We start from the raw sequence: 12,246 nt of genomic DNA on the forward strand, positions 1-12,246 counted from the left end.
CGGGCCTGCGGGTGGTCGGGGCCGCGCCCAGCCGCGTGTGGGCCGCCGGCCGAGGTCGACCCCCGGGGCCCGGGTGCGGAGCGCTCCGCACCCGGGCCCGGCGCATGTGGTCGGGAGCCTCGCGAGGCTTCTACGCTGAAAGGACAGGTCGGACCGCGAGCAGGGGAGTGGAGCAAGGTGAGCGAGCAGGAACAAGCGCAGGCACAGGAGCCGGGGCGCGAGCAGCACGGCCGGAACGGGACGCGGGGCGATCTGGGGGCCACCCCCGCCCCTCCCCCCTCCCCCCTCCCCCTCCCTCCCTCCTCCAGCCCTTCCTCCACCTCCACCTCCACCAGCGCCCCCGCCAAGGCCCGCCTGGTCTTCCGTGACCCGCTGGACCAGCAGTCCCGGGACGACACCGACGCCGGCTGGGGCGACCGCCCCGGGGCGGGTGCCAGCGGTGGGCGGGGGCTGGACTGGTACCTGAGCCAGCGCCCGCCGCACCACGGGGACTGAGAGCGTGCCCTAACGCGCCGCGACGAGCGCGTCGCGGATCTCGGTCAGCAGGAGGACCTCCTTGGCCTCGGCCTCGGCCGCCACCTCGGCGGCGCTCTTGCGCTTGGCCGCCATCCGGTTCATCGGCACGATGAGCACGAAGTAGACGACGGCCGCCGTGATCAGGAACTGCAGGACGGCGCTGAGCACCGACCCCCACAGGATGAGGATCCCGGACGTGACCTCACCGGTGGCGCTCACCTCGCAGGGCCCCTTGAGGCAGGAACTGTAGGACGCCAGGTCCTTCGTCCCGAACACGCCGACGATCGGATTGATCACGCCCTTGACGAAGGCGTTGATGATGTTGGTGAAGGCCGCGCCGATGACCACGGCGACGGCGAGTTCGACGACATTTCCACGCAGCAGGAATTCCTTGAAGCCTTTCATGCCGCCTCGAACGACGAAGTCGTCGCCGGGTTACGGGTGATCCTCCGGGAGCCCTGATTGACAACCCGGACGGCCCACCGTGCCGCTCGGGGGCGGCGGCAGACCGGCCCGTGCGGGCCCGGACGCGAGCGCCGAGGCCACCGCGAGCAGTACCAGCGCGGGCACCCCGCCCCGCCGCCGGACGGCCCGGCGCCAGCGGTGCCACCCGCCGCAGCCGCGCCGGATCGGCGGGAAGCTGGGCACCTCCCGGCGGGGCGGCACGGTGGGCGCGGGCAGGGGGACGGACAGGCTCATGGCGGTCATCGGGACACCTCCGGACTCGGTCGGGTCTTGCTCGGTGTCCCCACCATGCGCGCTCCGGCGGCAGCCCGGAAACCGATTCCCACAGCCTGTGGAAAACCCGCCCCTGTGGATAACTTCGTACACCCGTACGAGCTATTCCAATCCCGGAAGTTGACGGCGGTGCGTGAAAAAGGGCCCGCCACGGCATGCGAAAAGGCCCGCCGCCCCGCGCGAAGCGGGGCCGACGGGCCTTCCCGTGAAACCGAGGTCAGCCGGCGGCCGGAGCCGGGCTGCTGGACGAGCTCGTGGAGCTCGACGAGCCGGCCGAGGAGCCGGAAGAGCTCGAAGAACCGGACGAACCCGAACCCGAGGACGCCGACGAAGACGACGTCGAGGAGCCGGCGGACGAACCCGCGCCCACCGAGCTGCTGGAGGACGAGCGGCTGTCGGTCCGGTAGAAGCCCGAGCCCTTGAACACGACGCCCACGGCCGAGAAGACCTTGCGGAGCCGTCCCTGGCAGTCGGGGCACGTGGTCAGCGCCTCGTCGGTGAACTTCTGCACCGCCTCCAGGCCGTTGCCGCACTCGGTGCACTGGTACTGGTACGTGGGCACTTGTCTTCCTCCTGGCACTCTCGCCTGATGAGTGCTAACGATGGTCAATGATGCGGTATTCCGTTGGATCAGTCCAGCGAATCCGGTGTGAGATGAGCCGGTACCGAATCACCGCCGACCGCGCGCTCAGCCCTTCGCGGCACCGACGAGCTGCGCCGCGCCGCCGCGGTCGGCCGACGAGGCCACCACACGGCTCGCCCCGCCCCGGGCCACCAGCAGGTGCCGCATCGACACCAGCGCGATCAGCCCCAGTCCGGCGCCGACGGCCGGCACCAGGAATCCGGCGGACGGCCCGTGGCCGTCGATCAGCCGCCCGGCCACCATCGAGCCGATCGCCAGGCCCAGGCCGATGGCGCCGGTCAGCCAGGTGAACGCCTCGGTCTTGGCCCCGTCCTCGACCAGGGTCTCGACCAGGGTGTAGCCGCTGATCAGGGTCGGCGCGATGGCCAGGCCGCAGACCAGCCCGGCGATCGAGAGCGTGACCAGGTTGGGCATCGCCCACAGGGTGGAGCAGCCCGCCACCAGCAGCGCGTAGCTGATGACCATCCGCTGCTCGACGGCCCGCCGCCAGGCGATGACGCCGTAGAGCACACCCGCGACCATCGAGCCGCCGGCGAAGATCCCGTACACGGTGCCGGCCGCGTCGTGCTGGCCGACCGAGTCGGCGAAGGCGTTCACCGAGACCTGCATCCCGCCGAACACGGCGCCGACCCCGAGGATCACCCCGGCCAGCAGCCGGACGCCGGGGGAGGCCAGCGCGGAGGCGCGTCGCGCGCCGGGCCGGGGGGTGATCCGGGTGGGTGCGGTGCGGCGCTGGGCGGCGAAGGCCAGGCCGCCGACGAAGGTCAGCGCGGCCTCGACGACCAGGGCGGTGGCCGGGTTCACCGAGGTGGCGATGTTGGCGGCCAGGATCGGGCCGATGACGAAGGTGAACTCGTCCGTCACGGACTCGAAGGCGAAGGCGGTGCTCACCTTGGCCGCCGAGGAGGCGGACGCGCCCTCGGCGCCGATCGTGGCGATCCAGCGGGCCCGGACCATCGCGCCGATCTGCGGGACGCTCGCGCCGGCCGGGACGGCGGCCAGGAACAGGCTCCAGGCCGGCGCGTGGCCGAGCGCCAGTGCGATCAGCAGGCCGACCGAGGCCGCGTGCACCACGACGGTCGGGACGAGGACGGCGGCCTGCCCGTACCGGTCGGCGAGCCGTCCGGTCTGCGGGCCGATCAGGGCCTGGGCGACGGCGGCGATGGCCGTGACGGTGCCCGCGGTGCCGTAGGAGCCGTGGGTGTCCTTGACGAGGAGCAGGATGCCCATGCTGAGCATCGCGTAGGGCAGTCGCGCGATGAAGGCGGGGGACAGGAAGGTCCAGGCGCCGGGCGTGCGCAGCAGTGCGCCGTACCCGACCTTGGCCGGTGCCGCGGCGTCGGCGGTCGCGTTGTTCGGGGTGCTGTCCGCGGTGGGCGACGTGGTGTCCGCGGTGATCTCGACCGTTCGGCGGGCCGTCACGGTCGGTCCTTCCTGCTGCCTGGTAGCGCGGCAGGGCATGGGGTGGCCCCGACGGCGCCGAGAGTCGTCCTCTCGCGCGTCGACCGGGGTAGATACCGGGCCGGCCGGGCCTGATGGGCCGGGCCGGACCGCGGCCGCCGAGCGGTCGCGCCAACTCTGCTTCAGGCAGATGCTGGGGGTGGTCTTGCGGTAGTTATACGGCGTGGTCCCACCAGCATACAGTTACGCGCGTAGATGCCGCCAGACCACCCACAACGCCCCCGTCACCCCAGACCCGCTCGGCCGGCCCCGGCGCCCTCACCGCCCGTTGAGCCACCCCGCCAGCTTGCCGCCCTTGTCCACGGCCCGCAGGCGCCGCTCCGCCGCCTCGCCGACCTCGTCCGTGGTGACCACCAGCAGCTCGTCCCCGCCGCGCAGCATCGTCGCCTTGTCCGGCACGAAGGAGCTGCCGTCCCGCACGACCAGGGTGACCGCCGCCCCCTTGGGCAGCCGCAGTTCGCTGATCTCCACGCCGGACATCCGCGAGGCCGGCGAGAGCGTGACCGACAGCAGGTGTCCGTGCAGCTTCTCCAACGGCGCGGACTCGATGTCGAGGTCCTGGCCCATCGCACCCTCGCCGATCCGCAGCCGCTTGGCCATCCAGGGCAGGGTCGGCCCCTGGAGCAGGGTGAAGACGACGACCAGGATGAAGACGATGTTGAACACGTCCTCGGCCCGGTGCGCGCCGGAGACCACCGGGATGGTGGCGAGCACGATCGGCACCGCCCCGCGCAGCCCGGCCCAGCTCAGCAGCGCCTGCTCGCGGACGGGCACCTTGAACGGGGTGAGCGTGAGCACCACGGACAGCGGCCGGGCCAGGAAGACCAGCACCCCGCCGATCACCAGTGCGGGGACCACCGCGTCGCCCATGCTCTCGGGCGCGGCGAGCAGCCCGAGCAGCACGAACATGCCGATCTGCCCGATCCAGGCGAGTCCGTCGGCGAAGCCGCGGACGGCCGGTCCGTGCGGCAGCTTGGAGTTCCCGAGGATCACCGCGCTGATGTAGACGGCGAGGAAGCCGGAGCCGTGCAGCAGTGCGCCGCCGGCGTAGGCGAGCACGGTCAGGGCGACCACGGCGATCGGGTACAGGCCGGAGGAGGGCAGGGCGACGTGCTTGACCGCGAAGGCGCCGAGCCTGCCGACGGCCAGGCCGACCGCCGCGCCGATCGCCAGTTCGGCGGCGATGGTGCCGAGCAGCACGTACCAGGAGTCCAGCTCGCCGGTCGAGGCGAAGGCGACGACCAGGATGACCACGGGCGCGTCGTTGAAGCCGGACTCGGCCTCCAGCAGACCGGTGAGCCGGTGCGGCAGCGGGACCATCCGCAGCACCGAGAAGACGGCCGCCGCGTCGGTGGAGGAGACGATCGCGCCGAGCAGTAGCGAGGTGCGCCAGTCCAGGCCGACCAGCCAGTGGGCGCCGGCGGCGGTGACGAAGACGCTGACGCCGACGCCGACGGTGGCCAGCACGGTGGCCGCCGGCATCGCCGGCTTGACCTCGCGCCAGCTGGTCTTGAGGCCGCCCTCGGCCAGGATCACGACGAGGGCCGCGTAGCCGAGCACCTGGGTCAGTTCGGCGTTGTTGAAGGTGACGCCGATCCCGTTCTGGCCCAGTGCCACGCCGATCCCGAGGTAGATCAGCAGACTGGGCAGTCCTGATCGGGTCGAGAACCGGACGGCGACCACTGCGAAGAGCAGGATCACGGAGGCTTCGAGCAGGAGCTGGTTCAGGTGGGCGACGTTCACGCAGTGGCACCTCGGGCAGGCATGGGCGGGCGGGGTGTCAGGTGGTGCTGGCTGTCAGGCGGTGCTGGAAGTCGGGTGGTGCGGGGTGTCAGGTGTTGCTGGGTGTACGACCCGTTAAGAAGCCGTCAATGCTCCTCTTGCGGATCGTTACTCAGTCTAACATTTTGCCATATCTTTAGTTTCATCGCCGCCAGGTGGGCCCACCAGCCCCTTCCCGGCCGCTCGTTGACCTCCTCCGATCCCGCCCGGAGCGTCCCCCGTGCACGCCGGTCGCCGGACTCGGCCTAATGTGGTGCCCTGTCACGGCCCCCGGCCCTGGACACGCCCGCCCGCCCCGAAGTCAGGACCGCAAGGACCCAGATGCCCCGCTCGAAGAAGTTCCGGCGCGCCCGTCTGATCGTGATGATGCTGGTCGTGCTGCTGGTGGCCGGCGTCGGCTACGGCGGCTACCGCGGGGTCACCGCGGTCCGCGCCTCCTTCCCGGAGGTGGACGGCACGGTCAAGGTGGCGGGCCTGAGCGCGCCGGTCGACGTCAAGCGGGACGCCAACGGCATCCCGCAGCTGTACGCGGACACCAGCGAAGACATGTTCCGCGCCCAGGGCTACGTCCAGGCCCAGGACCGCTTCTGGGAGATGGACGTCCGGCGGCACATCACCGCGGGCCGGCTCTCCGAGATGTTCGGCGACAGCCAGGTCGACACCGACGCCTTCATCCGCACCATGGGCTGGCGGCAGGTGGCGCAGAAGGAGTACGACACCAAGCTCTCGCCGGAGGCCAAGAAGTACCTCCAGGCCTACTCGGACGGCGTGAACGCCTGGCTCCGCGAGCACCCCGGCGGGGAGAAGGCCTCGCTGGAGTACGCCCTGCTCGGCGTGGTCAACAGCGGCTACAAGCCCGAGCAGTGGAACCCGGTCGACTCGGTGGCCTGGCTCAAGGCGATGGCCTGGAACCTCTCCGGGAACCTCCAGGAGGAGATCGACCGCTCGCTGCTGGCCCAGGACTTCGGCCCGGACAAGATCGCCGAGCTGTACCCGGACTACCCGTACTCCCGCAACGGCACGATCGTGAAGACCGGCACCGTGAACGGGGACGCCTACCGTCCGGCCGACGGCTCGTCCCAGCCCGGTACCACCCCCGGCGGCGGCACCGCCCAGGGCGCGGCCACCACCAAGGCGCTGCTGCAGGGCCTCACCGACCGGATCGACGCGATGCCGCAGCTGCTCGGCCGCCCCGGCCAGGGCATCGGTTCCAACTCCTGGGTGGTCGCGGGCTCGCACACCACCACCGGAAAGCCGCTGCTGGCCAACGACCCGCACCTCGGCCCCGGCCTGCCCTCGGTCTGGTACCAGATGGGCCTGCACTGCCGGACCGCCTCGCCGGCCTGCCAGTTCGACGTCTCCGGCTTCACCTTCGCCGGCATGCCGGGCGTGGTGATCGGCCACAACAAGGACATCGCCTGGGGCTTCACCAACCTCGGCGCCGACGTCACCGACCTCTACCTGGAGAAGGTCACCGGCCCGGACACCTACCAGGTGGACGGCAAGGACGAGAAGTTCGACCTCCGCAAGGAGACCATCAAGGTCGCCGGCGGCGAGGACCGCACCATCACCGTCCGCACCACCCGGACCGGCGCCCCGCTCATCTCCGACCAGAGCACCGAGCAGCAGAACGTCGGCAAGTACGCCCCCAACGGCAGCTCCGCCCCCGACCGCGGCACCGGCGGCTACGGCGTCGCCCTGCAGTGGACGGCGCTCAGCCCGGGCAAGACCATGGACGCCGTCTTCGAGCTGGACAAGGCCCGCAACTGGGACGACTTCCGGGCCGCCGCCAAGGACTTCGCCGTCCCCGCGCAGAACCTGATCTACGCCGACGCCAAGAACATCGGCTACCAGGCCCCGGGCGTCATCCCGGTGCGCGGCAAGGGCGACGGCTCCATGCCCGCCCCGGGCTGGGACTCCTCCTACCAGTGGAAGCCGGACCCGGTCCCCTTCACCGCCCTGCCGTACAGCTTCAACCCGGCGGTCGGCTACATCGTCACCGCCAACCAGGCCGTGGTGGACCCGAGCTACAAGTACACCCTCACCAAGGACTGGGAGTACGGCACCCGGGCCAAGGAGATCACCGACCAGATCGAGGGCCTGCTCAAGAACAACGGCAAGATCTCGCCGGACGACATGCAGACCCTGCAGCTGGACAACACCAGCATCATGGCCAAGACGCTCGTCCCGCTGCTGCTCAAGCAGCAGATCGACGACCCCTACGTGCGCGAGGCCCAGGACCTGCTGAAGGACTGGAACTTCCACCAGGACGCCGACTCGGCCGCCGCCGCCTACTACAACGGCGTCTGGCGCAACCTGCTCGGCCTGGCCTTCGGCCAGAAGTTCCCGGTCGACATCCGGGCCAAGGACAGCTGCCTGCTGGTGCGCCAGCAGGACGACCCGACCAAGCCGGACAGCTCCACCAAGATCGTCACCCAGTGCGGCACCCGTGACCCCGGCAAGGCCCAGCCGGACGGCGGCGACCGGTGGACCGAGGTCGTGCGCACCCAGCTGGACAAGCCCGACAGCTCGTGGTGGACGTACATCGACTCCGACCACAAGGAGCAGAAGGGCCTGGACAACCTGCTCAAGGAGGCGATGAAGAACGCCCGGCAGGACCTGACCTCGCAGCTCGGCAAGGACATCTCCACCTGGAGCTGGGGCCGTCTGCACAAGCTGGAGCTGCGCGAGCAGACCCTCGGCACCGACGACTCCTCGATCGCCTCCGGCGTCGTCCACAAGCTGCTCAACCGCGGCCCGTACCGCCTCTCCGGCGGCTCGGCGGCGGTCGACGCGGCGGGCTGGAACGCGGCGGCGGGCTACCAGGTGGACTGGATCCCGTCGATGCGGATGGTGGTCGACCTGAACGACCTGGACTCCTCGCGCTGGGTCAACGTCGGCGGCGCCTCCGGCCACGCCTTCCACCAGAACTACAACGACCAGACCGACCTCTGGCTCAAGGGCAAGCTGCTGACCTGGGCCTACACGCCGGACGCGGTCGAGAAGGCCACCAAGCACAAGCTGGTGCTCACCACCGGCTGACGCCTGGCCCGAGCCCGAGCGGCCCCGCCCTCCTCCTGGGGAGAGCGGGGCCGCCGCCGTTCCGTCCGCCGCCGTTCCGTCCGACCGCCGTCGCGGCCGTCGCGCCCTCAGCCGAGCGCCCGCACCCCCGAGGGGGTGACCGCCAGGTCCACCGGCAGGTCGTGCGGCTCGGCCGGCACCCGCTCCAGCAGCTCGTGCTCGTACAGCAGCACCGCCAGCACCGGCCGCGCCCCGGCCCGCTCCAGCCGGGCCAGCACCCGGTCGTAGCTGCCGCCGCCGCGGCCCAGCCGCAGCCCGCCCCGGTCCACCGCCAGGCCCGGCAGCAGCACCACCGAGGCCCCCGTGACGGCCTCCGGCCCGAGCCGCGGCCCGACCGGCTCCAGCAGCCCGCGCCCGGCCGCCGCCAGGCCCCCGGGCCCCGCGTACTCGGCCCAGTCCAGGTCGTTGTCCGGCAGCAGCACCGGCAGCAGCACCCGGACGCCGCTCTCCCGCAGCGCATCCAGCAGCGGCCGCGTCCCGGGCTCCGCGCCCACCGAGACGTACGCGGCCACCGTGCTGCCGGGCGCGGCCAGCTCCCAGGCGTGTCCGGCCAGCGCGAGAGCCGCCTCCGCGCGCCCCTCGGCGGTGAGTGCGCGGCGCCGCGTCAACAGCCGTGACCTCAGGTCGCTCTTCTCGTTGTGCACCGGATCCTCCACGTCCGAAAACCGTGACGCGCAGAGCCTGACACGCGAAAGGGCGCCCCGATGTCCACCCCGTTGCTGGTCCAGGCCCTGGCCGCGCTGAGCGCCCCCGCACTGGCCGGCGCCACCGCGCTCGGCCTGCGGGTGCGCCGGGAACGGGCCGGGGCCGCCGCCGACCGGGAGCGGCTGACCGGCCGGATCGCCGAACTGGAGGAGCGCTGCGCCGAACTGGAGCGCACCGCCTCCTGCGACCCGCTCACCGGCGTCTGGAACTACCGCCACCTGCAGCTCACCCTGGACCGGGAGATCGAACGGTCCCGCCGCGCCGAGCACACCGACCAGGCCGACGGCCCGCGCCCGCTGGCCGTCCTGCTGCTGGAGATCGCCGGCTTCGACGCGGTCCTCGCCGAGCACGGCCGCGCCCGCGGCAACGCGGTACTGCGCGACCTCGCCCAGCGGCTCGCGATGGAGATCCGCCGCGCCGACACCCTGGGCCGCTACGGCGGCGAGGAGTTCCTGGTGGTGCTGCCGGACACCGGCGCCGAGGGCGCCGTGCAGGTCGCCGAGCGGCTGGTCTGGTCGGTCCGCCGGCACCTGCTGCTCGACTGGTCCTCCGGCACCCGGGCGCCCCGCCCGGCCGCGGGCAACGGCCTGACCGCCGCCGTCGGCATCGCGGTGCTCCCCGAGGACGGCACCCACGCGGCCGTCCTGCTGCGCTCCGCCGACGGGGCGCTGGCCGCCGCCAGGGCGTCCGGCGGCGACTGCTGGCGGATCGCGCCGCGCCCCGGACAGCCCGCCGCCGGGCCCCGTGAACAGCCCGGTTCCGTGCCGCAGCGGGCGCCGACTGCCGAACGTGACCGTTCGGGAAAGCCGGGTAGTCTGTCGGCCTGTACCGGAGGGGACCCCCTTCCCCAGCCGGTCGCTTCCCATACGCCTGCCACCGTGGCCGTGCCCCGGGACGTGCTGTCCTAGCCGTCCGTGCGCGCTCGGCCAGGCGAAAACGTGCCTGAGTAAGGTAAACGCATGACGACGACCACCTCCCGAATTCCGGTAACCAAGGCCGTGGTACCCGCGGCCGGACTGGGCACCCGCTTCCTCCCGGCGACCAAGGCCACCCCGAAGGAGATGCTGCCCGTCGTCGACAAGCCGGCCATCCAGTACGTCGTCGAGGAGGCCTCCGCCGCCGGCCTCTCCGACATACTGATGGTCACCGGCCGCAACAAGCGCGCGCTGGAGGACCACTTCGACCGCGCCTACGAGCTGGAGGAGCTCCTCGTCCGCAAGGGCGACGAGGACCGCCTGCGCCGGGTCCGCGAGTCCGTCGAGCTGGCCAACATGCACTACGTCCGCCAGGGCGACCCGAAGGGCCTCGGCCACGCCGTCTCCGTCGCGGAGCAGCACGTCGCCGGCCAGCCCTTCGCCGTCCTGCTCGGCGACGACCTGATCGACCCGCGCGACCCGCTGCTCTCCCGCATGATCGAGGTGCAGCAGGAACTCGGCGGCTCGGTCGTCGCCCTCATGGAGGTCGACCCCTCCCAGATCCACCTCTACGGCTGCGCGGCCGTCAAGGCCAACGGCTTCGGCGAGGACGTCTTCCAGGTGACCGACCTGGTCGAGAAGCCCGAGCCGGGCGAGGCCCCCTCCAACTACGCCGTCATCGGCCGCTACGTCCTCGACCCGCTGGTCTTCGACGTGCTGCGCGAGACCCCGCCCGGCCGCGGCGGCGAGATCCAGCTCACCGACGCCCTGCGCGAGCTGACCACCCGCGACGCCGAGGCCGGCGGCCAGGTGCACGGCGTGCTCTTCAAGGGCCGCCGCTACGACACCGGCGACCGCGCCGACTACCTGCGCGCTATCGTCCGACTGGCCGCCGAACGCGAGGACCTGGGCCCGGAGTTCCGCTCCTGGCTGCGGGAGTTCGTCGGTACCGAGCTGCAGGACTGATCTCACGACACAGAGAGCGAGCCGCCGATGACCGGGTCCACGGAGCACACCACCACCCCCGCAGCCTGCTGCGACGGGTCCGCGGACCGGGCCTCGGCGGCTCCTCGCTTCTGGACGGTCGACGAGCACCGCGCCGATGTACTGGCCGCGGTCGGCCCGCTGCCCGCGATCGAGCTCGGGCTGCTCGACGCCCAGGGCTGCCGGCTGGAGGAGGACGTGGTCGCCGCCGGCGACCTGCCGCCCTTCGACAACAGCTCGATGGACGGCTACGCGGTCCGCACCGCCGACACCCAAGGCGCCACCGACGCCTACCCCTCGGTGCTCACCGTGGTCGGCGACATCGCCGCCGGCGCGGGTGAGCTGCCCAAGGTCGGCCCCGGCCAGGCCGCCCGGATCATGACCGGCGCCCCGGTGCCGCCCGGCGCCCAGGCCGTCGCCCCGGTCGAGTGGACCGACGGCGGCACCGGCACCGGGCTCGCCGCCGCCGCGATGACCGCGCCGGTGGCGGACGAGGAGGTCCGGGTGCTGCGCCCGGTCGCCGAGGCCGCCCACATCCGCCGCCGGGGCAGCGATGTCGCGGCCGGCACCACGGTCCTGGAGGCCGGCACCCGGCTCGGCCCCACCCAGATCGGCCTGCTCGCGGCGATCGGCCGGGCCACCGTGAAGGTCCGCCCGCGCCCCCGGGTCGTGGTGCTCTCCACCGGCAGTGAGCTGGTCCAGCCCGGCGAGCCGGTCGGGCCCGGGCAGATCGCCGACTCCAACAGCTTCACCCTCACCGCGGCCGCCCAGGAGGCCGGCGCCATCGCCTACCGGGTCGGGGCCGTCCCCGACGACGCGGAGCGGCTGCGCGCCGTCCTGGAGGACCAGCTCGGCCGGGCCGACCTGATCGTCACCAGCGGCGGGGTCAGCGTCGGCGCGTACGACGTGGTCAAGGAGGTCTTCGAGTCCTACGGGGGCGTGGACTTCCGCAAGCTGAGGATGCAGCCGGGCAAGCCGCAGGGCTTCGGCCGGATCGGCGGCGCGGCCGGGGTGCCGCTGCTCGCCCTGCCGGGCAACCCGGTGAGCGCCTACATCTCCTTCGAGCTGTTCGTCCGCCCGGTGATCCGCACCATGCTGGGCGCGGCCGACGTCCACCGCCCGGTGGTGCGCGCGCTCTGCCCGTCCGCGCTGCGCTCCCCGGCGGGCCGGCGGCAGTTCCTGCGCGGCCGCTACTCGCCGGACGGCACGGTGGAGCCGGTGGGCGGCGCCGACTCCCACCTGGTCGGGGCGCTGGCCCGGGCGAACTGCCTGATCACCGTCCCCGAGGAGGTCACCGGGCTGCCCGCCGGCAGCGAGGTCGACGTGGTGCTGCTGGACTCCTGAGCGCCGACCGCCGGCGGCGGGTCAAGAGCGCCCGGAGGCGAGCGGGCGGGTGATCGGGCGGTACGGTAGCGCGGTATT

The 12,246-nt window shown here is 72.6% G+C and carries 11 protein-coding genes; 5 read left to right on the forward strand and 6 right to left on the reverse strand.

Annotated features, from left to right (window positions below):
• The first annotated feature begins 177 nt into the window (after positions 1 to 177).
• Entirely contained in the window at positions 178 to 495 is a 318-nt protein-coding gene (locus ABTY61_RS13450; RefSeq protein ID WP_350505104.1) for a hypothetical protein, read from the forward strand.
• A 9-nt stretch (positions 496 to 504) separates the two neighbouring features.
• Here ABTY61_RS13450 and mscL read toward each other — a convergent pair whose 3' ends face one another.
• The 5 genes from mscL to ABTY61_RS13475 form a co-directional block, all read right to left on the reverse strand.
• Positions 505 to 921, reverse strand: coding sequence for a large conductance mechanosensitive channel protein MscL (mscL, locus tag ABTY61_RS13455; RefSeq protein ID WP_350505105.1), 417 nt, complete (start codon positions 919 to 921; stop codon positions 505 to 507).
• 30 nt (positions 922 to 951) lie between these two features.
• Positions 952 to 1,224: a hypothetical protein gene (locus tag ABTY61_RS13460; RefSeq protein WP_350505106.1), complete on the reverse strand. Its 273-nt coding sequence runs from the start codon at positions 1,222 to 1,224 to the stop codon at positions 952 to 954.
• 247 nt (positions 1,225 to 1,471) lie between these two features.
• The gene (locus tag ABTY61_RS13465; RefSeq protein ID WP_350505107.1) at positions 1,472 to 1,816 is read right to left on the reverse strand and encodes an FmdB family zinc ribbon protein; all 345 of its coding nucleotides are present in this window, start codon (positions 1,814 to 1,816) and stop codon (positions 1,472 to 1,474) included.
• A 126-nt stretch (positions 1,817 to 1,942) separates the two neighbouring features.
• Entirely contained in the window at positions 1,943 to 3,319 is a 1,377-nt protein-coding gene (locus tag ABTY61_RS13470) for an MFS transporter (protein WP_350505108.1), read from the reverse strand.
• 297 nt (positions 3,320 to 3,616) lie between these two features.
• Positions 3,617 to 5,101: a potassium/proton antiporter gene (locus ABTY61_RS13475; RefSeq protein WP_350505109.1), complete on the reverse strand. Its 1,485-nt coding sequence runs from the start codon at positions 5,099 to 5,101 to the stop codon at positions 3,617 to 3,619.
• 360 nt (positions 5,102 to 5,461) lie between these two features.
• Here ABTY61_RS13475 and ABTY61_RS13480 point away from each other — a divergent pair, with 360 nt between their 5' ends.
• Positions 5,462 to 8,182, forward strand: coding sequence for a penicillin acylase family protein (locus ABTY61_RS13480; RefSeq protein ID WP_350505110.1), 2,721 nt, complete (start codon positions 5,462 to 5,464; stop codon positions 8,180 to 8,182).
• 107 nt (positions 8,183 to 8,289) lie between these two features.
• Here ABTY61_RS13480 and ABTY61_RS13485 read toward each other — a convergent pair whose 3' ends face one another.
• Positions 8,290 to 8,865 (reverse strand): 5-formyltetrahydrofolate cyclo-ligase, encoded by a 576-nt coding sequence (locus ABTY61_RS13485; protein ID WP_350505111.1) that lies wholly within the window; start codon positions 8,863 to 8,865, stop codon positions 8,290 to 8,292.
• A gap of 60 nt (positions 8,866 to 8,925) precedes the next feature.
• Between ABTY61_RS13485 and ABTY61_RS13490 the strand changes: the two genes are divergently transcribed.
• Genes ABTY61_RS13490 through glp form a run of 3 tightly spaced genes read left to right on the forward strand, consistent with a single transcriptional unit; the run spans position 8,926 to position 12,168 of the window.
• On the forward strand, positions 8,926 to 9,834 hold the full coding sequence (locus tag ABTY61_RS13490; RefSeq protein ID WP_350505112.1) for a GGDEF domain-containing protein: 909 nt from the start codon (positions 8,926 to 8,928) through the stop codon (positions 9,832 to 9,834).
• Positions 9,835 to 9,885: 51 nt separating this feature from the next.
• Positions 9,886 to 10,806, forward strand: a complete 921-nt coding sequence (galU, locus tag ABTY61_RS13495) for a UTP--glucose-1-phosphate uridylyltransferase GalU (protein ID WP_350505113.1) — start codon at positions 9,886 to 9,888, stop codon at positions 10,804 to 10,806.
• 27 nt (positions 10,807 to 10,833) lie between these two features.
• The gene (glp, locus tag ABTY61_RS13500; protein WP_350505114.1) at positions 10,834 to 12,168 is read left to right on the forward strand and encodes a molybdotransferase-like divisome protein Glp; all 1,335 of its coding nucleotides are present in this window, start codon (positions 10,834 to 10,836) and stop codon (positions 12,166 to 12,168) included.
• Positions 12,169 to 12,246 lie beyond the last annotated feature (78 nt).

Source organism: Kitasatospora sp. NPDC096128 (assembly GCF_040303105.1).
Taxonomy (GTDB): Bacteria; Actinomycetota; Actinomycetes; order Streptomycetales; family Streptomycetaceae; genus Kitasatospora.

What these genes read in the sequence shown, in the direction of transcription:
- mscL (WP_350505105.1), bottom strand. Translation starts at nt 921, where the DNA reads ATGAAAGGCTTCAAGGAATTCCTGCTGCGTGGAAATGTCGTCGAACTC.
- ABTY61_RS13460 (WP_350505106.1), bottom strand. Translation starts at nt 1,224, where the DNA reads ATGACCGCCATGAGCCTGTCCGTCCCCCTGCCCGCGCCCACCGTGCCG.
- ABTY61_RS13480 (WP_350505110.1), top strand. Translation starts at nt 5,462, where the DNA reads ATGCCCCGCTCGAAGAAGTTCCGGCGCGCCCGTCTGATCGTGATGATG.
- ABTY61_RS13490 (WP_350505112.1), top strand. Translation starts at nt 8,926, where the DNA reads ATGTCCACCCCGTTGCTGGTCCAGGCCCTGGCCGCGCTGAGCGCCCCC.
- galU (WP_350505113.1), top strand. Translation starts at nt 9,886, where the DNA reads ATGACGACGACCACCTCCCGAATTCCGGTAACCAAGGCCGTGGTACCC.
- glp (WP_350505114.1), top strand. Translation starts at nt 10,834, where the DNA reads ATGACCGGGTCCACGGAGCACACCACCACCCCCGCAGCCTGCTGCGAC.